Source organism: Bacillus cereus group sp. Bc031 (assembly GCF_027716265.1).
GTDB lineage: Bacteria > Bacillota > Bacilli > Bacillales > Bacillaceae_G > Bacillus_A > Bacillus_A paranthracis.
Map to the genome: position 1 here is coordinate 22,405 of NZ_JAQFUL010000034.1, position 19,776 is coordinate 42,180.

Consider the following 19,776-nt stretch of genomic DNA (forward strand, 5'->3'; position numbering starts at 1 on the left):
TAAAAAAGTGAAAATCTAATCATTGTGGAGGGCTCACATCCTTCACTGACTGTTAAATTACTTCCTTGCTTCTATCAAAATTTAAGATGAAGTACAGATAATAATGAGCTTCCAAAAAATTTCTTATATAATAGAGGAAGTAATTTGGGAGTAGTTAAATTTGGTATACCTAAATCGTTAGATGAGGTAATAAATGAAAATACAATACTTTAAATCCACCATATCAAGGGCAACTATCCTGAAAATAGTTGAACAAAAAACGCCAGAAAATCCATATGAATTGTCAGCAACTTAGATTGAATCCATAGAAGAATACACCAAGAATGGCAGGATTTTAAGATAATAATACAAGGAGTATATTATGAAATTAGAACCGCTTTATGCAGAAAACATTATCGTAGCCGTCATATATAAAAATGAGTTTAGATGGTATGTAACAGATAAAGAACTATGGTTTTTAGATTATAATAAATTAGATAATGCATATAAAAATTTAGGTATAAGCATTGAAGATAATGACGAAGCGGAAGAAAGAAATGGAATAAAAGTATTAGATCATGAAAATGTAGAAGTATTTTTAGTAAGGATTAATCAATATAAAACAACTAAAGAAGAATTAAATTATTTACTACTTGAAAATATTAAAAGGAAAAATGCAGGAGAAGATCTATTAGATTTTAGTCAAATCTTATTAATTAACTTTGATAATAAAATACTATATTCAATGTTTCCAGAACCGGCATCATACGAAAACTATGTACCCAAAGATTGGAGTGGTACATATGAAGATTTCACTGAATTCATACCTACATCAGAGAAATATTGGATAGATAAGTTTAATAATAATCTACTTTTACTATAATTTAAGTAGGAAAATAGTGATGATAGTATAAGAATTTATTACCTTAATAGAGCTTATGAGATTAATAGAGAAGTAAAAGGAGGAAAATAGTCATGAAATATCCATATAGTTTTGAAGTGCTTAACAGTGGCGATTTAGTTATGAGACTTCCTAAAGAAATTAAACTTGTTGAAACTTTTTTAGGAATTGAAGTTGCAGCTTTTGGAGATTGGATTTTAGAAGAAATACATAGTATTTTAAACGGAGAAAAAAATTATGTGGTAGTAAATGGAAACATTTGCGGTTTAGAAATTCAGAACGACACAACTACTATATTAGACAATTTAGCCGAAGATGGTAAAGGAGAATATTGTGAGATTGAAACAATGGAATTAGTAGAATTAATTCATATTTGGTTAAATAAACGAAAAGAATATAAGAAAGATACAAAATAAAGGAGTGTAATAATTTAAATAGCTGGTCTCTTCATGTGAAGTCGACTTTATTTTTTATTCACAAGGGGTATTAATATATGTTCCAAACTATACGCGTAGGGTTTCCTACGCTATTTATTTTGCTCATTGAGGTCAATCTTTCCTTCCCCTCTTCTACTTTTACCGACGATACTATTCTATATCAAGATATATTTCACATAAAAAGAGAAATCATTATTTACCATATTGCCCTTAGTTACTGAAACAATTATACTAGATGTAATCAGAATAAATAATCTGAATATTCTTAGAATTAAAGGTAATAGTTTTATACTCGCACATAGAGAGGTACGTTCTATTTTCCACTAAATAGATTAGAAAACGATAATAACATTAGGAGGATTACGATGCACCAACTTGATTCATTACATCCCATTATAGAAAAAATAATGAACAATATTGAAAAAATAATGGTCGGAAAAAGAAAAGAAACGATTTTAGCTTTGACAGCTCTCTTAGCTGAAGGTCATGTACTATTAGAAGATGTTCCTGGCGTTGGGAAAACAATGTTAGTACGCGCTCTTTCTAAATCTATTGATGCTGATTACAAGCGAATTCAATTCACACCTGATTTACTACCGTCAGATGTAACAGGTGTTTCTATTTACAATCCGAAAGAGCTCCAATTCGAGTTCAAGCCTGGACCAATCATGGGGAATTTTATACTTGCTGATGAAATTAATCGTACATCTCCCAAAACACAATCTGCCTTACTTGAAAGTATGGAAGAAGGCAATATTACAATAGATGGTATGACAAGACCGTTACCAAAACCATTCTTTGTAATGGCTACACAAAATCCAGTCGAATATGAGGGAACATATCCTTTACCAGAAGCCCAGCTCGATCGTTTCTTATTGAAGCTAAAAATGGGATATCCTTCACCAGAAGAAGAATTTGAAGTTTTAAACCGGATGGAAAAAACAAATCCCCTCTCCCTTTTACAAGCTATTACTACAATAGAAGAATTACTTTATTTGCAACAAAACGCACGGGAAATAAGCATGGACAAAGCAATCAAGCATTACATTGTAAAGCTTGTTAGTCAAACTCGCTCTTATAGTTCTATACAACTAGGTGCAAGTCCACGTGGCTCGATTGCTTTAATGAAAGCTTCACAAGCTTATGCATTCATCCATGGCAGAAATTATGTTATTCCAGACGATGTTAAATTTTTAGCTCCTTACGTGTTAGCTCACAGACTCATTCTAAAAATGGAAGCAAAATTTGAAGGAATAACAGGGGAACAAGTTATTTCAAAAATCGTTGCGCGAACTACCGTGCCGACTCAAAGGAAGATGAACCTTTGATGAAACGCATGCTACGAGCACTATATCACGTTTTGAAGTTATTACTAATCCCTTTATGCCTAGTGTTAACATTTGTGTACGCTATGCTTCAAGGAGGATTTGTAAGTTGGTTTTTATTTTACAGTATGGTTCCTATTGGCCTTTATTCACTATTATTCCCCTTCTACGCTTTACGGGGTGCTGAAGTAAAAAGAATAACAAATCAAAACGATTATGTAGCAGGAGAACGATTTGTAAGCACGATTACAATAAAAAGAAAATTTCCTTTCCCCTTACTTTATTTAGTTATAGAAGATGAACTGCCACCACACCTTACAAGTTGTAGACAAACAAAGATGAATAAAACAATACTCTTTCCAGGATTAAAACGAAATATTTCGTTTCAATATGCAATTGACACAATCCCTAGAGGAGAGCACACTTTTTCAAGCGTACGAGTCAAAACTGGTGATCTATTCAGTATGATGGAGAAAGAAGTAACTTTTTCAGTTCCGGATACATTTTTAGTCTATCCTCAGTATGTAGATATAACGTATCAGCAATTGGAAAACCATTTCGAACAAGGAGCGCTCTCAGCAAATATAAATTTCACAAAAGACTCTACCATTTCTGTCGGTGTGAGAGACTATAAACCTGGTGACCGCTTTTCATGGATTGATTGGAAAGCAACTGCAAGAACAAACAACATTATGACGAAAGAGTTTGAACAACAGCGTAGCCATAATATTATGATATTCATAGACAGAACTGAGTCCCCTCTATTCGAATCAGTCGTCACATTTACTGCCTCTATTGTCAGGGCTGTATTGAAGCAAAATTCACCAGCGTCATTTGTGTCTGTCGGAAAAGAACGAACTTTTTTCCCTTTAGACAATGGAGATAGTCAGTTGCAGCAAATCTTTTGTCATTTAGCGAAAGTACAAGCGGACAGTGTATTCCCGCTCTCCCGGAGTGTAGAAATGGAATTAAGAAAAGTTTATGAACCCGTAACGATACTACTCGTGACAAGCGATCTTTCTCCCGATATTCAAAAGGCAGCTGACTATGCCACTATACAAAATAGAAAATTACTAGTTTTTATTGTAAAAGAAAAACCGAATCAACTCTCACATCGAGAACTAAGTATTTTAGAAACTCTACAAAAACGAAAAATATTTGTAAATGTGGTTTATGAAAACCGATATACAAATGTGTTTTTTGAGGTGAGCAAATGACAACATTACAAACAAAATACAAATGGGATATGAGCAGATTCTTCATGCATGCATGCGCATTTCTACTTTTACTAGAATGGATACGACCCCTTATAGGTATTACAAACGTAGGTAGATTAGATATTTTTGTAATATTTATAGGAATTTGCTTCACTCTTTCTTTTTTTCAAATAAGGTGGCAAATTCCACTAAAGATCGTGACGATTTTATTCATCATTCATTTCCTGTATTATAAAAATGCTTTTATTAATCCAACTTGGCTAACAAAATTTTTTACTGATATTTCTCGAAATTCCTCCCTGTTATTTCAGGGGAATTTACTAGATATTTCTCCTGTTTTTCCTACACTTTTATTTTTTTTATCATTTTGGTTTTTGAGTGCTTTCATCTCTTTTTGGATGATTCATAAAAAGCGTGGATTGTTATTTCTTATATTGACTATTATTTATATCACCGCTTTTCATAACTTACATGTATACAATGCAAACTACGCTATTATTCGTACCGTTGTCACCGGCTTTTTTATGCTGAGTCTTCTTCGCATAGAACGTATAAAAGAGAGTGAGCACTTACAAAATTATGCTAGAGAAATCTCAAAACTACTTAAACCTCTTACAATATTTATTGTATTGTCAGCAACCATCGCATACTTTGCGCCAAAATTTGGCCCTCAATGGCCAAACCCAATGGATTTTTTAAAATTCAACATATCCGAATCAAGTAAAAAACAAGAAGTTTCTAAAATTGGATATGGTCTTGATGACTCAAAATTAGGCGGTCCTTTTACGGCAGATCCTACAATTGTTTTCACAGCACAAACGCAAAACAAACAATATTGGAGAGTAGAAACGAAAGATTTTTATACCGGAAAAGGTTGGGAAGTTTCTGAAAATCAAAAGAAGGTTACTTTTAAAAATAAAAACGACGTCGTGAGTTGGTACGAACAAAATACAAAAACAGAGACAACTACGGCAACAATCACCATGCAAAAAAGTTATCCGCACCTTACCTATCCAGCAGGTTTAGTATCAGTTGAGGCTTCTTCCGATGTATCATACAGCGTTGACCCATTTTCAGAAAAAATCTATACGATGGACGCAGACTCTTCCACTACTTTACATTCATATAAAGTAACATATGAGGTCCCGGAGTTTTCCATAGAAAACTTGAAAGCTGTAAAAACGAATGAAGGTCAAGAAACAAATCCTTATTTCATGACAAAGTACACGCAACTTCCCGAATCATTACCGCAGCGAGTAAGAGACTTAGCTGTTAATCTAACAAATGATAAAAACAACCGATATGATAAAGTATTAGCTATTGAAAACTACTTTACTGACCATTCTTTTGTATATGAAACAACGAATGTCTCATTCCCTACCAAACACCAAGATTATGTAGATCAATTTCTTTTCGATACAAAAAGCGGCTACTGTAATAATTTTTCGACGTCTATGATTGTTTTACTTCGTTCTGCCGGGATTCCAGCTCGTTGGGTAAAAGGTTATACAGAAGGAACACTTGATAATACGTTGGTGGGTGCGGAAGGTGAGGATGTTTATAAAGTCGCGAACGATAACGCACACTCTTGGGTCGAAGTATATTTCCCTGGATATGGATGGATTCCATTCGAACCGACAAAAGGATTTACGAATCCCTATAATTTCACAAATAATACTCCTGCTCCTACTTTACAAAATAACGAAGTATATAATTCTAATAACGAACCCATACAACAACGAAACAATGAAGCAAAGCTCAAAAGTTTAATAGAAGATACAGAAGATGCTTCTACTAAAAAGATTCCAAATTCTAAAAATGGATTTTCTTGGTGGTACGTATTCCTCTCTACGATACCGATTAGTATTATAGGATACATTCTATTCATCACTAGAATGAAATGGATTACGTTTTTTATCATTCATTTCTATAAATATCGAAAAGATGATGCCGTTTATACAAAAGCTTACGATTCACTCCTAAAACAATTTGCGCGAATTGGTATACGACGAGATGAGAGTCAAACATTCCGAGAATATGCTCTCCATGTTGATACACTTTACAACTCGGCCGATATGCAACAACTTACTTTCAGTTATGAGAATGCTATATATCAAAAAGGACAAGCCGCAGCAGAATGGAAAAAATCCGTACACTTATGCGAAGTGCTTATGAAAAAAGCTGCTTCTCCACCTAAATCAAATGACTTCCATTCAGCGATTTAATATTGACAATGTGAATGTAAATAAAATGCCTCAAAGAACAAAATAGTTCTTTGAGGCATTTTTTAATAAAGTGAAACTCCTAGTTATTCGCCAAGTACCTTCTCAATCTCAACCTCTAAATCCACCGGCTTCGTTTGCGGTGCAAAACGCCCTACTACTTTTCCGTCTTTTCCAATTAGAAATTTTGTAAAGTTCCATTTTACTGCTTTCATACCGAGTAAACCTGGTGCTTGTTCTGTCATGTATGTATACAGAGGATGAGCCTTATCACCTTTTACATCAATTTTTGCAAACATTGGGAAGTTTACACCGTAGTTTAATTCACAAAAACTAGTAATATCTGCTTCTGTTCCTGGTTCTTGCCCTCCGAATTGGTTACAAGGGAAACCGAGTATTTCTAGCCCTTGTTCTTTATATTTATCATATACTTCTTGTAATCCTTTATATTGCGGTGTAAACCCGCATTTACTAGCTACATTTACAATAAGAAGTGCTTTTCCTTCGTAATCTTTTAACGATTTTTCTTCACCTGTAATTGTTTTAGCTGAAAAATCATAAATTGTCATTGTCCTTACCCCTCTCTTCACTATCATTCTATGTTTATACTATACTACATTCGTGAATATACGGCTCTTATTACGTATTTACACGTTAAAATGATAGCGCTTTATTTATGTTTAAAAATTCGACACAATCTACTAGACTTTTATGATGGAAAGTTTTACAATTAAATTGTGAACAAAATGTGACAGTTTATATTCTATTATTATAGAAAAGGATGGTGTTCAATATGAAAACTGCACAACATGAAACGATTTCAAATCGCGAGTTTTATTTCGTACTATATATGATGTTATTGTATGTGATTGGCTGGGTAATCGATGTAAATGGTTTATTTTTAAGCTCCTACTTTAATTTAGCGGGAGAGATTATGCTTCCATTAGTTGGCGGCATTGTTGGACTATTCGTTATGTCTATTAATAAACAACAAAGACAATAAGAACATTACAAAAAGGCAGAAGACGAAACTTTCGTTTTCTGCCTTTTTGTATTTTTAGCGTATAATAGTTACATACCGTATACAAGGAGTGGTAAAGATGAAAAAAGTAGAACAATTATCTTCTCACCTATATCTGATTGATGATTTTGATTTACAACATAATGAACGAACTGGTACGTACGTTTTATTAGGTGATGATATTACTTTAATTGAAACTTGTGCAGCCCCTTCTCTTCCGTATATTTTAGACGGCTTACAACAATTACATATTGATTTAAACGAAGTTAAAAACATTATCGTTACACATGTTCATTTAGATCACGCCGGTGCTGCTGGTTTAATGATGGAAAAATGCCCAAATGCTACTTTATATGTGCATTCTCGCGGTGCTCGTCATATGATTGACCCAACAAAACTCATTTTAGGTGCAAAAGCTGTGTACAAAGAAGATTTCGATAAACTTTTTGATCCAATTCTTCCTATAGAAGAAGAACGTGTTCGTATTGTACAACATGGTGATACATTAAAAATTGCAGAAAACCGTACACTTACATTTTACGATACACCAGGACATGCTAAGCACCATATTAGCATTCACGATTCATTAACAAACGGTATTTTCACTGGCGATACAATTGGAATTTATTATAGAGAACTTGCAGACCTTGGTGTAGAACTGTATCTACCATCAACGTCCCCTTCACAATTCCAACCAGATGCGATGATTGCTTCTAAAAATCATATTCAAAGTATGAATGTAGATACTATTTATTTCGGCCATTACGGCGCATCATCCAATGTTACAGAAGTATATAACCAACTGGAGCATTGGTTACCTATTTTCGTTCATACTGGTAAAGAGGTCTTTGAAAAATATAATGATTTCGATGAGGCTACTAAAGCTTTGCAAACTATATTAATGGATAAAATCTCTTCTCACCTTACAAAGTTAAACGTTCCATCAGATCATTCCGTTTATAACATTTTACATCTAGATATAGAAATTAGCGCAATGGGCATTATTGATTATTTCACGAAGTTAGAAAAAACTAATCCCCCTATTAGCTAACAGTAAAAGAAGAGATATACAACAGTAGTTATTGTATATCTCTTTTTTTTTTGAATATATTTTGAGTAAAGGATGGTGGAATGTAATGCAAAAAGTGATGCTATACCTCTGCTTCACATTATTTGTCGTCTTATTATTATTTGTCGGAGTAAAAATTCAATTTTATTTAGATACAGACGCGCAAGTGAACTTTAACGTTTATCCAAGATTATTCTACTTTACACTCTTCCCTCTTATAGTTGGCATTTTATTACGATTCCTTCAATCTATTAATCGCGAAACGAGTAAACAAAACTGGAGCTTTCAAACGGATAAATTTATTGCTATTACGTTGCCTACGCTATTCATTTCCTTTTCTCCAGCTCTACTCTTTTCACCAGTTGGTTCGTACTTACCTTATTTAGCTAATATTATTCTTATAAATACAACTTTTGTTACGATAATTAGTTTAATAGCTGGTTATTCACTGTTAGATTCCTTTATACAAAAAGACACTGCAAATATGAAAAAATATAATTAATGACCTATGCTTAAATATCATTGGTTTCGGCGGTTTATTTATAAATGCAATATTACTTGTAAAAGTCGCTACACATGAGAAAAGGAAATTTATATTAAACTAAAGGGGATCACGTACTAAGTCAAATTACGTTTCAATAAAGAAAGCTCAAAGCAAAAGCTATGAGCTTTCTAACTTATCTTACCTTTTCGTCTACATACTCCATAAACTGCTCCGCTTTAATAAACCTTTCTTTGTACGCCTCAGGTATTTCTTCTACTTTTATTGCACCGGTTGATTTTGTCTTCACTCGTACGATTTCATGTGTCATTAAAGCTTCCATATAGCGATCAAACTCTTCTTGCGTTAATACTTCTCTACTTGATTTATGACCATTTAATTTATCAAAGTATGGTTGAAGGCCCATACTTACCTTTTTCATTTCTTCTCTTTTTGCTGGCGATAATGCATCATAATCAATATTGCCATTCGAATCTCCGTACGCAAGCTTTGCATTCGTTAATTTCTTTAGTTCTTTTGTAAACACTTCATATTCTTTTGTACTCATTTCATCTTTCGCTTTTGATAGCTTTGCACTAAAACGCATGTACGCCTCTAATGTCATCGTTCCAGCATGTTTTTTAAGTTTTCAAAAGACCCGTATATACCATCTGCCATAATAGATTGATATGCAAAACCAGTTGTTGGGATTAAAAACGCCGCTGCAAGTACTCCTGCGATAAGGCGTTTCTTCTTCTTACTTCCCCCACGCTTCATTTTTATTTGAACGATTACTTTTTCTTTCAACTCCGGCGGCGCAACAATCCCCTTCGCTTCTTCTTGTATAGATTCTCGAACTCTACAATCTAAACTCATTTCACATTCCCTACCTCTCCTAAAAAGATTTCTTCTACTTGCTCTTTTTGACGTAGTTTCTTTAAAGACGAATGAATTCTAGATTTAACAGTACCAATTGGAATATGTAATATTTCTGCTACTTCTTCTTGTGAGTAGTCGTGCAAGTACCTTAAAATAATAACTTGTTTCAATTTATACGGTAATTTATGAATAAGTTCGATTAGTTTTCGATTTGATATTTTACTTACAACATCGTTAGAAAAATCACTTTGTACCGGTTTTCTTTGCTCTTCTGCTTTTTTTATAATTCGTAGTCGCATCCACCTCTTTCTTCTATAAGAGTGAATTTGTTTAATTACAAGTCCAATTAGCCAAGGACGAAATGGCTTCTCGCTATCATACTTACGAAGTGATTCATATAGCTGTATGTATATTTCTTGAACGACATCATCTACATCCGCTTTATCATCTATTAAAAAATGTGCTGTCTTATATACTTCGTGAATCGTTACATCATATAATTCACTATACGCTTCTTTATTTCCTGATAAAGTTAATTGGATCAAATCTGTATACACTGTTTCATCCTTCATATACCACCCCTCCTTTGTCTTACACTTTATATTGGCAAGTAATCTATATTTCGTTCGATTTTTTCAAAAGTTTTTTATATAAATTAATATAATGATTCAATACGTTCATAAGCTTCACTTATAACCTTGCATAACTATTATATAATTTTCCAATTCCTGATAAAGATTTAAAATGATTTATATAGTCAAATTTAGGGGGATAAATAATGAAAGCCATCATTGTAACATCGTTCGGTGGTCCTGAAGTGATGAAATATACAGATGTGGATATGCCGGTTATTTCAGAAAATCAAGTTTTAATTCGCGTTGTTGCTACAAGTATAAATTTCGCTGATATTAAATCACGTTATGGCAAAAAAGGAAATAAAGTACTACCTTTTATTCCAGGGATAGATGTCGCTGGTATAGTAGAACGTGTCGGCTCTCATGTGAAAAATATAAACCCTGGACAACGTGTCATTGCTTTTCCTCAAAATGGATCTTACGCAGAATACGTTGTTTCAAATGAAAATCTTACTTTCGTTTTACCTGATGAAGTCGACTTTCAAACTGCAGCTGCTTGTCCGATTGTATCTTTTACAAGCTACAATTTACTCGCAAATGTTGCAAAGCTTCAACAAGGTGAATCAGTACTCATTCATGCGGCTGCTGGTGGAATTGGTACTACAGCTATTCAACTTGCAAAACTATTAGGGGCTGGAAAAGTTATCGGTACTGTCGGAAGTGAAGCAAAAAAAGAAATTCCTTTATATGCTGGAGCTGATTATGTAATTTGTCATCAGAATGAAGATTTTGTAGAGAAAGTCAATGAGCTGACAAACGGTGAAGGGGTTGATGTAATTTTAGATTCTATTTCTGGAACTGTTTCGGAAAGAAGTTTAAAATGTCTTGCTTATTACGGCCGCCTCGTTCATTTCGGTAATACTAGTGGTGAAATTGGCAATTTTCAAACGAAAGATTTACATGCAAGTTGCCGTTCTATACTCGGTTTTAGCTTTGGAACTACACGAAAAAAACGTCCTGAACTACTCCAAGAAACTGCAAATGAAGTATTCCGTTATTTGCGTGACGGACGTTTGCAAATGAAGGCTACAAAATCTTTTCCACTCCAAGATGCAGGGAAAGCACATGAATGGGTCGAAAGTAGAAAAAGTACAGGGAAAGTAATACTAACTGTTCAGTCCTCTTCCTGAAATGAATACTTGAAACCGAGGTGTCATTCATGGGATCACGAATTATGCATGCTATTATCGCTAACGGTATTGCCGAAAAACTATGTATTCAAGATAGAACTTCTTTCATACTCGGAGGTGTAGCACCTGATGCGGTTCATTCAGCAGAAGAAAAAGGAACTTCACACTTTTACGCTGGCACAACGAAAAATTATACGAGAAGGATAGCTTTTAATTCTTTTTTTCAAAAATATAAAGCTCAAATGGATTCCCCTTTTCTCTTAGGCTATTACACTCACCTCATTGCTGATGATAATTGGCTAAGCGGCTTTTTTCTTCCTTGGCTAAAAAATAGAATAGAAAATGACGAGACGATCGCACCTATGTACTATAACGATTTTAAATTGTTAAATGCAAAGTTGCTTCATCATTACGATAAAGAACAACAGCTCTTCTCGCTTCTCAATCAAAATGCTCACATTGTCGATATTGAAGAGGTTTCTAAAGAAAATGTTTTAGAATTTCGAAAATATCTTTTTGAAGATATGTTGTATCCAAAGCAACATTTGCATGAAGACTTACAGGTGTTTACGTTTAATCAAATCATTGGTTATATTGAGACAGCTATTGAAAAAGGCGTATTTTATATTAATCAACTCTCTAATGAAAAATCCACTTCAAATATGTAATCCCCCTCAATATATTTGAGGGGGGATTTTCACATAACAATATTATTATCGGTTCTTTTCCATAACCGCAAAATAATTCCCTTCACTATCAGCAAAGTTAAATACTTTACCAGAAGGCATAGTTACCATTTCGCCAACAGTAACATTTTTATTTTTTAAATCTGCATATAATTGATCAAGATTTTCTGAGAAGAACATTAAAGACGGTGTACCAAGATTCAATTCTGGGCTCATCTTAGAGATAACTTCTTTATTATGTAATATAATGCTCGTTTCAGCACCGTTAGTTGGAGCGATTTCAATCCATCTCATTCCTTGTTTATTATCTTCCTCTGCAACTACATGAAATCCTACCTTTTCCGTCCAAAAATTTACTGCCTCATCTTGATTATTTACATATAACATAATTTGTCCTACTTTATGGATCATTGCATTTCCCCCTAATGGTTTTTATATTCTATGTAGCTTTCTACAAATACTATCGTTATTCCTTTTGAGTTGGTATGTACTTCTTTGCAAAATTTATCGACTGACTCATCCCATCCAGTTCATCAAAATAATCATTTCTTTCAATCATGTTATATCCATTGAATCCAATTTCATCTAATACCTTGAAGAATATATCGAAATCCACTTCACCATTTCCTACTGCTACTTCAATATACTTACTTGAACTATCGCTTTTCACTTTTGTACAATCTTTAATATGAGTTTGTACTATATAATCTTTTAATAGCAATAAACCTTCTACCGGATTTTCATTTACATCACTAATTAAATTTGCTGGGTCAAAGTTAACCGCTAATCCTTTTGAATTTATATTTTCTATAAATCGCTTTAACACTATCGCTTTTTCAGATCCTGTCTCAATAGCGAAAAATCCTCCAAATCTGAACGCTAAGTCTCCTATTTCATTACAAACACGTATCATTTTATCATAGTACTCACTATTTTCATCATCAGGGATTTTCCCAATATGGGCAGTTACTATGTTAGCTCCTAACCTTAACCCTTTATCAGTAATATATTTAAGACTCTCTATTGCACATCCAGCTTCAGTTCCTATCATTCCATTTTCTCCGAAGCTAATTGCTAATGACGGGACTTGAATCTCATTAAAAGATAAGTTTTCTTTTAATGTGTTCCATTGTACCTTTGAAATGTTAGCTAAGTTGAAAGTCGAATTCATAGCATATAATTGAATATATTCTAACCCCCATTCTCTCGCCTTCTTTATTCCTTCGTTTACTTCAATATGTTTCGTATTTAAAAACATTCCTAATTTCCTATCCATATGTGTACCTTCTTTTTATTATTTCGTATCAGTTTAATATTCGACTTTTTTTATATTATTTCCTCGTATAAACGAAATAAATAAACTACCCTTTTTTCGATACTCCCAGTAAAAGCATATATATGATAGGCACATAAAAAACACTAATACAATTCCCATTATCACTTGATTACAAATAAAAAAGGCGTAACTACAAATAGTTACGCCTTCCTCATCATTTATCTAGGCTTTTTCTTCCCAGTAAATGCTGGTTTCTTTTTCTTTGGTGCTTTCGGTTTTGTTTCTACAAATGTTCCTTTGAACATTTCTTGCTTCGTAAATACGATACCTAGTTTTTTCGCAAATTGTAGTAATTTACGCTCTTCTTGCGGTGTTACAAGAGATACAACAGTTCCTTCTTTACCCATACGTCCAGTACGTCCAGAGCGGTGAATATATTGGTCTACTGTGTCTGGTAATTCCAAGTGAATTACATGTGTTAAATCGTCAATATCGATACCGCGTGCTGCAATATCAGTAGCAAGTAAAATTTCTAATTTTCCTCCGCGGAAAGCACGCATCGTCGCTTCACGCTCTTGTTTACTTGCTTCTGCATGAAGAGCCGCTGCTTTCATTTTACGGAATTTCAATTTCTCTGTAATTTCGTCTAAACGGAATGGGTCGTTTAAGAAAGCAACTGCTTTTACATCGCCCATATGCATAATTCTTCTTACGTAATCATTTTTCTCGCGTCGCTCACAAATGATATACGTATGCTCAACTAAGCTTTTTGACTCTGCTCGTGTTACACGTACTAATTGTGGTTCAACTGCTAAGTCACGTGCCGCATCTTCTGCAGCTTTTGTCATTGTAGCCGAGAAGAATACTAATTGACGATCGCGCATCGTAGATTTAATTACATCTTGTACAGCGCCCATCATCTTTTGTTTTACAATTTGATCAAACTCATCAAATACAATTGTTTTCACTTCATGCATTTTGAGCTTTTTCATACGAATTAATTCTAAAATACGTCCTGGTGAACCGACAATCACTCTTGGGTGTTTCTTTAATTTTTCAACTTGGCGCTTAATATCTGCACCACCAATTAAAGATGCACCTGAAATCTCAGTTCCTGCTGTAAACTTTTGAACCTCTTCATGAATTTGCATGACAAGTTCACGTGTTGGTGCCAAAACAACAACTTGGGGCTGTTTTACTTCAGGATTAATTTTATGTAAAAGGGGTAATAAGTACGCTAATGTTTTTCCTGTTCCAGTTGGAGATTCAGCTATAACGTCTTGTCCTTCTAAAATAGTTGGAATCGCTTGTTTTTGAATTTCAGTTAATTCTTTAAAACCAGCCTTCTCCCAAGCTTGTTGTAAAAATGGTTGCATATCTTTTATCATTTGTTTTTCTCCTTTATCTCTATTTTTGAAGAAAATGTTGTATTGTTCGCACCGTTTCTATCATGTGTGAAATAACAGCTATTAAATCATCAACATGGTCTTCTGTAATCGCTTTTTGAAATAGAACCTCTACCTTATTATGATATGAAATCGCTTGCTTATTATATTCGTATGAAAGTTTTTGCGTAATCATTCTTTCTTTTCCCCATATAGAATGCATGAAAGTTTCAATTTCTTTGCACATTACTTCTGGTTTTTCTATCGGGAATGAAAATGCTAATTTCATTTCACAACCTGGTGTAAATTGTGGTACTTCTAATATTTCACCAGACAAGTTCTTTGCATCTACAGATAGTGAAAATGTTGCTTCTACTAACGGTTCGAATGGTTCTGTTAATTGAAATGAAATATGATATATACGACTTAATGAAGCAAGGTCCATCATATCTTTTCGATCAGTTACAAGAATATCTCCATGTAAATCAAAATCATAAACAGCGCCTTCTACGATTACTTTTAAATTATCAAAAGCAGTTGGATCAAACATAATTTCCTCCAAAAAACAGGCGCCTTTCGATGGAAAGGCGCCACTTGATGTATATATAGTTTACAGATAAACGAGATGAATTACAACCTTTTAGAATAAACCTACTGCTTTTCCATCTTCATTTACATCCATTTGTAGTGCTGCTGGTTGTTTTGGAAGGCCTGGCATTGTTAACATTGTTCCTGTTAACGCAACGATAAAGCCTGCACCGATAGATGGTTTTAGCTCACGAATTGTAACGATAAAGTCAGATGGGCGACCTAATTTCGTTGCATCGTCAGAAAGAGAGTATTGTGTTTTCGCCATACAAACTGGTAGGTTACTCCAACCTTCTCCTTCATATTGAGCTAATTGCTTACGTGCTTTCGGAGCAAATTCAATATCTTTTGCGCCGTACACTTTTTGAGCAATTGTACGAATTTTCTCTTCTAATGGTAATTCTAATTCATAAAGTGGTGCGTAGTTGTTTTCACCTTTTTCAATTTCTTTTAACACTTTTTCAGCAAGGTCAACTCCGCCTTGGCCGCCTTTCTCCCAAACTTCCGTTAAGGATACTGCATAGCCACGCTCATTACACCATTCTTGTAAGTATGCAACTTCTGCATCTGTATCTGTAATGAATTTATTAATTGCAATTACGAAAGGCACACCGAAGCTTTGAATTGTTTCAACATGCTTCTGTAAGTTTTCCATACCTTTTGCTAATGCATCTACATTTTCTTCTTTTAATTGATCTTTTGCTACGCCGCCATGCATTTTAAGCGCACGAATCGTCGCAACAATAACAACCGCTTCTGGTTTAATACCAGCTGCACGAGCTTTAATATCTAAAAACTTCTCAGCGCCTAAATCCGCACCGAATCCAGCTTCTGTAATAACATAATCACCTAATTTTGCTGCCATTGTAGTAGCGATAACACTGTTACAACCGTGAGCGATATTCGCAAATGGTCCGCCGTGAATGATAGCTGGTGTATTTTCTAACGTTTGTACTAAGTTTGGTTTTAATGCGTCTTTTAGTAGTAATGTTAACGCACCTTCTACCCCTAAATCTTTAACCGTTACAGGTTGATTTGTAAAGTTATAAGCAACTACGATGCGAGATAGACGCGCTTTTAAATCTTGAATATCTGTTGCAAGGCAGAATACGGCCATAATTTCAGATGCTACTGTAATATCGAAACCATCTTCACGTGGTACACCTTGAACTGGTCCACCAAGACCAATTACTACGTTACGTAGAGCACGATCATTTAAGTCAACACAGCGTTTCCAAACGATTTTACGCGTATCAATTCCAAGTGTATTTCCTTGCTGGATATGATTATCAATAAACGCAGCTAACGCGTTATTAGCAGTTGTGATCGCATGGATATCTCCAGTAAAGTGAAGATTAATATCTTCCATAGGTACAACCTGTGAAAAACCACCACCTGCTGCTCCACCTTTTAGTCCCATCGTTGGTCCAAGAGATGGTTCACGAAGTGCAATTACTGTTTTCTTACCAATTTTATTAAAAGCTTGACCTAAACCAACTGTTACTGTTGATTTACCTTCTCCAGCTGGAGTTGGGTTAATCGCTGTTACTAAAACAACTTTACCGTCTTTCTCATTCTGTAAGCGCTTAAAAATATCAAGAGATAACTTACCTTTATAATGCCCGTATGGCTCTAATTCATCTTCTAAAATATTTAAATCAGCTGCAATTTCTTGAATCTTCTTCATACTCGCTTCTTGTGCGATTTCAATGTCGGATTTAACTGTTGTAGTAGTTGTCATATACCCTAGTCCCCCTTTAATTGGTTCTGATGATATTGTATCAGTTTTTTGTATTTTCTGCACTTATTTACCTCCTAAAAATTCTTTCATTTCTTTATACGTTTTTTAACATAAATACCCATAAGAATGTTAACGATTGTTGTAACTCTGTAGGGAGTTGACCTAGCATCTTCTCATTTACTCCGCGCTTATATACACCGATTCCATCTACAACTTCAAAACCTTGTTCTTTCGCTAACTGTTCAAATTCCCAGGGCATCATCGTATTACAAACAACGTCTTTGCCGTATAAACGAGGATAACTGTTCTCTCTTGGCTTTGCTGTCGGTCCTAAAATTGCAATACATGCATATCCATCACTTTTTAGAACACGCTTTATCTCATTTAATGCTCGTAATGGCTCCTCGGTCCATTCTAAAGAATTAATTGCCATAATTGCTTCAAATTGTTCATTTTCAAATGGTAAGGAAGAAAGATCTCCTTTTATAAAAGATAAATCAGGCCCTTCTCCGCGCTCCTTCCCTTTTTGAATCATCACTTCTGATATATCCACTCCAACTGCTTTATAGCCCGCGCGACTTAATTTATATGTACCGTATCCATCACCACAACCAACATCAAGCACTTGCGCTTCTTTCTTCACGTACTGTTCAAAAAACGGAATAATTGTACTCCTACTCCCGCTGTCCCACATCTCCTGACTATTTTGATTCCAAAACTCTGCACTACTATCCCATTTCTTTTCTGCTGATTCATGCCAATTAAATTTCGTCATATATTCCCCTACCTTCACGCTTTATCACTCATTTCATTCTACATCATTTTCCAAAATTCCTGTTTTATCTTCATAAGGAAATGTACATGCTAATGAAGGAATCTTTATTCTCCAATTTTTGCTTTACTTGGGTTTAACTCATACTCATGTTCTTCTCTTGATGAAAGATACTATAGGTACACCCAATTGAAAGAGAGGGATGTACATGCGAAGAAAGAGAAATCATCATTTTAAAAGTGGTGAAAAAAACGAAGAGTATGCAGCTGAAATATCACCAGCTGGCTTACCAATTAGACATAAGCGTAAAGAAATTGCAAATGAAATAGAAGGTACAAATACCGGTGCAATGATAGGCTATGTCGCTTTATTTCTTTCGCTTTTCTCCATTGCATTTTATCCAGTTACACTCGGTTCCCTTGCGATTTTAGTTGGCTTATTAGCTGTCAATTTCGGAGCAAGAACACTTGGATATACAGCAATTGGTTTTGGTAGTTTTTCTGTTTTATTTACTTTACTTTATCCGCTTGCTTTGTCAGCGTTTTAAAAAAACACACCAAGTTATACTTGGTGTGTTCATTCGTGATACAACATAATATGACCGCATCCACAACAATGCTTTGCTGTAATTTCTTGGAACACTGGATAATTTTCTTCATCCCGGTGCTCAATAAACACCTTTTCAAATCGATACATATTTGGTGCATACGCCCAATCTTGTTTTGTACGTGCGTATAATGTAGAAGAGAAAAACTCCTCACCGCCACAAACAATACATGTGTTCTTCATCAATATCCCTCCTATGCTTGTCTTACTTCATCTATATGAACATAAGCATAAAAAAAAGACCTTCTATTACTAGAAAGTCTTCTCTGAAACAAAAAGAAATGTACCAAACATTCCTACCCCGCTATATTCTTTCGTAACATCAGCTTCTGTTTTAAATGTTTGCTTTACAGTCATAAAGAATACACCATTTCGTGCATCTGTACTTTCAAATTTTAGTTTTTCTTTTTTACCATCTACATTTTGTGTGCATTCAAAACTACTCTCGTCACATTTCAATGCATACTTATCTTCTAGATACAATTTAAAATCTGATTCTTTCGGACAAGTTATAAGTAAAATTGCCACAAGAATAATACTTACAATGCCCACAATTGTATAATATTTCTTCATTTGTACTCCTTTCAAAAGACAAGAAAACTTGACTGCATGCGCCAAGTTTTCTTAGTCCACAACCCATTGCCACTCTTGTTCTTTCTTATCAAAAATAAGCCAACCAGTCTCTGTTGCTTCTTCTTTCAATTCATCGATATTATCTAGTACCTCATCCGTACTTTCATACGAACCGACTACATAAACTGGAATTTCAAGACCCCTTCTTGACTCAATTTTCCCTGCCAGATCAATATAAAGACCATCTTCCATTAATGGAATAAGCCCCATAATCACTTCTTTTGAAATTGCTGGGAAAATTTTTGATTTTTGGAAGAAAGAAAAACGTTTCTTACCGAAAGCACCGAGTTTATAAGGAATAACTTTACTTAACATCCCTACAAAGTCTGCAATTCTACGATAATACACTTTGTTGTACCATCCGTCATCATGTGAAAAATAAACAAATCTATTTTTCAATAACGGAAAGAACGTTCTTGCAAGTGGTTCTTTTTTGTGAGCCAAATATAAAAGCTCTGCAATTTCTTTTGGCTCTAGTTCATCTAAATCGCTTGCATCATCAAAATCTACCCAACAAAATTCATCAAATTCATCAATCTCTGCTTGAATTAACTTATGTATATTTTCTTCCTCAACATATTCAAATAAAGTATGATAATGAAAATCTGTCCATTCAAAGTTATGCTTTAAAAGCAACACTTGATGAAGCGGTGAAGGGATGTTACTTGCAAACTCTTTAAACGTAATTCCTGATGTAATAAAACAATGACCTCGACGATTACCATTAATATATATCATATTCTTTACTTGGTCAGATCCTCCAGACAAAGCACCTAGCCACCTTCGTTTTATA

Annotated in this window: 22 protein-coding genes and 1 pseudogene; 11 read left to right on the plus strand and 12 right to left on the minus strand. The window is 34.4% G+C overall.

Annotated features, from left to right (window positions below):
- Positions 1–361: 361 nt before the first annotated feature.
- From PDQ33_RS14805 to PDQ33_RS14825, 5 genes are all read left to right on the plus strand, one after another.
- Positions 362–862, plus strand: a complete 501-nt coding sequence (locus tag PDQ33_RS14805; protein ID WP_270756021.1) for a hypothetical protein — start codon at positions 362–364, stop codon at positions 860–862.
- A gap of 92 nt (positions 863–954) precedes the next feature.
- Positions 955–1,296 carry a hypothetical protein gene (locus tag PDQ33_RS14810; protein WP_000877034.1) on the plus strand — a complete coding sequence of 114 codons (342 nt, stop codon included), beginning with the start codon at positions 955–957 and terminating at the stop codon, positions 1,294–1,296.
- A 386-nt stretch (positions 1,297–1,682) separates the two neighbouring features.
- Positions 1,683–2,645, plus strand: a complete 963-nt coding sequence (locus tag PDQ33_RS14815; protein ID WP_061130733.1) for an AAA family ATPase — start codon at positions 1,683–1,685, stop codon at positions 2,643–2,645.
- Entirely contained in the window at positions 2,645–3,859 is a 1,215-nt protein-coding gene (locus PDQ33_RS14820) for a DUF58 domain-containing protein (RefSeq protein ID WP_270756023.1), read from the plus strand. Before PDQ33_RS14815 ends, PDQ33_RS14820 begins: the two co-directional genes overlap by 1 nt.
- Positions 3,856–6,084, plus strand: coding sequence for a DUF4129 domain-containing transglutaminase family protein (locus PDQ33_RS14825; protein ID WP_270756024.1), 2,229 nt, complete (start codon positions 3,856–3,858; stop codon positions 6,082–6,084). Before PDQ33_RS14820 ends, PDQ33_RS14825 begins: the two co-directional genes overlap by 4 nt.
- Positions 6,085–6,167: 83 nt before the next feature.
- Here the strand turns inward: PDQ33_RS14825 and bsaA are convergent, their stop codons facing one another.
- Positions 6,168–6,650 (minus strand): glutathione peroxidase, encoded by a 483-nt coding sequence (gene bsaA, locus PDQ33_RS14830; protein ID WP_000158181.1) that lies wholly within the window; start codon positions 6,648–6,650, stop codon positions 6,168–6,170.
- Between the two features lie 224 nt (positions 6,651–6,874).
- On the opposite strand from bsaA, the gene PDQ33_RS14835 reads away from it, so the two are divergent.
- The 3 genes from PDQ33_RS14835 (at position 6,875) to PDQ33_RS14845 (ending at position 8,673) form a co-directional block, all read left to right on the plus strand.
- Positions 6,875–7,084 carry a DUF3925 family protein gene (locus tag PDQ33_RS14835; protein WP_000844978.1) on the plus strand — a complete coding sequence of 70 codons (210 nt, stop codon included), beginning with the start codon at positions 6,875–6,877 and terminating at the stop codon, positions 7,082–7,084.
- 97 nt (positions 7,085–7,181) lie between these two features.
- On the plus strand, positions 7,182–8,153 hold the full coding sequence (locus tag PDQ33_RS14840; RefSeq protein WP_061130730.1) for an MBL fold metallo-hydrolase: 972 nt from the start codon (positions 7,182–7,184) through the stop codon (positions 8,151–8,153).
- An 85-nt stretch (positions 8,154–8,238) separates the two neighbouring features.
- On the plus strand, positions 8,239–8,673 hold the full coding sequence (locus tag PDQ33_RS14845) for a hypothetical protein (RefSeq protein WP_001174551.1): 435 nt from the start codon (positions 8,239–8,241) through the stop codon (positions 8,671–8,673).
- 175 nt (positions 8,674–8,848) lie between these two features.
- Here PDQ33_RS14845 and PDQ33_RS14850 read toward each other — a convergent pair.
- Together PDQ33_RS14850 and PDQ33_RS14855 are read right to left on the minus strand one after the other, a co-directional pair.
- Positions 8,849–9,528, minus strand: a pseudogene (locus PDQ33_RS14850) (DUF3600 domain-containing protein).
- The gene (locus PDQ33_RS14855) at positions 9,525–10,103 is read right to left on the minus strand and encodes a sigma-70 family RNA polymerase sigma factor (protein WP_061130729.1); all 579 of its coding nucleotides are present in this window, start codon (positions 10,101–10,103) and stop codon (positions 9,525–9,527) included. The pseudogene PDQ33_RS14850 and the gene PDQ33_RS14855 overlap by 4 nt, the downstream one beginning before the upstream one ends.
- A gap of 206 nt (positions 10,104–10,309) precedes the next feature.
- On the opposite strand from PDQ33_RS14855, the gene PDQ33_RS14860 reads away from it, so the two are divergent.
- Positions 10,310–11,296 (plus strand): quinone oxidoreductase family protein, encoded by a 987-nt coding sequence (locus PDQ33_RS14860; RefSeq protein ID WP_270756026.1) that lies wholly within the window; start codon positions 10,310–10,312, stop codon positions 11,294–11,296.
- A gap of 29 nt (positions 11,297–11,325) precedes the next feature.
- Positions 11,326–11,964 carry a zinc dependent phospholipase C family protein gene (locus tag PDQ33_RS14865; RefSeq protein ID WP_061130727.1) on the plus strand — a complete coding sequence of 213 codons (639 nt, stop codon included), beginning with the start codon at positions 11,326–11,328 and terminating at the stop codon, positions 11,962–11,964.
- A 45-nt stretch (positions 11,965–12,009) separates the two neighbouring features.
- On the opposite strand, the gene PDQ33_RS14870 is transcribed toward PDQ33_RS14865, so the two are convergent.
- The 6 genes from PDQ33_RS14870 to PDQ33_RS14895 form a co-directional block, all read right to left on the minus strand.
- Complete coding sequence (locus PDQ33_RS14870; RefSeq protein WP_000581474.1) at positions 12,010–12,393, minus strand: VOC family protein; 384 nt, start codon at positions 12,391–12,393, stop codon at positions 12,010–12,012.
- A gap of 55 nt (positions 12,394–12,448) precedes the next feature.
- A complete protein-coding gene (locus PDQ33_RS14875) occupies positions 12,449–13,258 on the minus strand; it encodes a sugar phosphate isomerase/epimerase family protein (RefSeq protein WP_000375197.1) in 810 nt (269 codons plus the stop codon).
- 218 nt (positions 13,259–13,476) lie between these two features.
- Positions 13,477–14,646, minus strand: coding sequence for a DEAD/DEAH box helicase (locus tag PDQ33_RS14880; RefSeq protein WP_270756027.1), 1,170 nt, complete (start codon positions 14,644–14,646; stop codon positions 13,477–13,479).
- A 19-nt stretch (positions 14,647–14,665) separates the two neighbouring features.
- Positions 14,666–15,193: a hypothetical protein gene (locus PDQ33_RS14885; RefSeq protein ID WP_042874954.1), complete on the minus strand. Its 528-nt coding sequence runs from the start codon at positions 15,191–15,193 to the stop codon at positions 14,666–14,668.
- Between the two features lie 90 nt (positions 15,194–15,283).
- Positions 15,284–16,972, minus strand: coding sequence for a formate--tetrahydrofolate ligase (locus tag PDQ33_RS14890; protein ID WP_333491740.1), 1,689 nt, complete (start codon positions 16,970–16,972; stop codon positions 15,284–15,286).
- Between the two features lie 94 nt (positions 16,973–17,066).
- Complete coding sequence (locus PDQ33_RS14895; RefSeq protein ID WP_140385459.1) at positions 17,067–17,765, minus strand: class I SAM-dependent methyltransferase; 699 nt, start codon at positions 17,763–17,765, stop codon at positions 17,067–17,069.
- A gap of 187 nt (positions 17,766–17,952) precedes the next feature.
- On the opposite strand from PDQ33_RS14895, the gene PDQ33_RS14900 reads away from it, so the two are divergent.
- The gene (locus tag PDQ33_RS14900; protein ID WP_001253207.1) at positions 17,953–18,291 is read left to right on the plus strand and encodes a hypothetical protein; all 339 of its coding nucleotides are present in this window, start codon (positions 17,953–17,955) and stop codon (positions 18,289–18,291) included.
- 29 nt (positions 18,292–18,320) lie between these two features.
- Here PDQ33_RS14900 and PDQ33_RS14905 read toward each other — a convergent pair whose 3' ends face one another.
- The 3 genes from PDQ33_RS14905 to PDQ33_RS14915 all read right to left on the minus strand — a co-directional run bounded on the left by PDQ33_RS14905 (position 18,321) and on the right by PDQ33_RS14915 (position 19,751).
- Entirely contained in the window at positions 18,321–18,533 is a 213-nt protein-coding gene (locus PDQ33_RS14905; RefSeq protein ID WP_000798747.1) for a hypothetical protein, read from the minus strand.
- Between the two features lie 69 nt (positions 18,534–18,602).
- Positions 18,603–18,923, minus strand: coding sequence for a hypothetical protein (locus PDQ33_RS14910; protein WP_000761180.1), 321 nt, complete (start codon positions 18,921–18,923; stop codon positions 18,603–18,605).
- Positions 18,924–18,974: 51 nt separating this feature from the next.
- Positions 18,975–19,751 carry an oxalate:formate antiporter gene (locus PDQ33_RS14915; protein ID WP_000014090.1) on the minus strand — a complete coding sequence of 259 codons (777 nt, stop codon included), beginning with the start codon at positions 19,749–19,751 and terminating at the stop codon, positions 18,975–18,977.
- Positions 19,752–19,776: the final 25 nt, after the last annotated feature.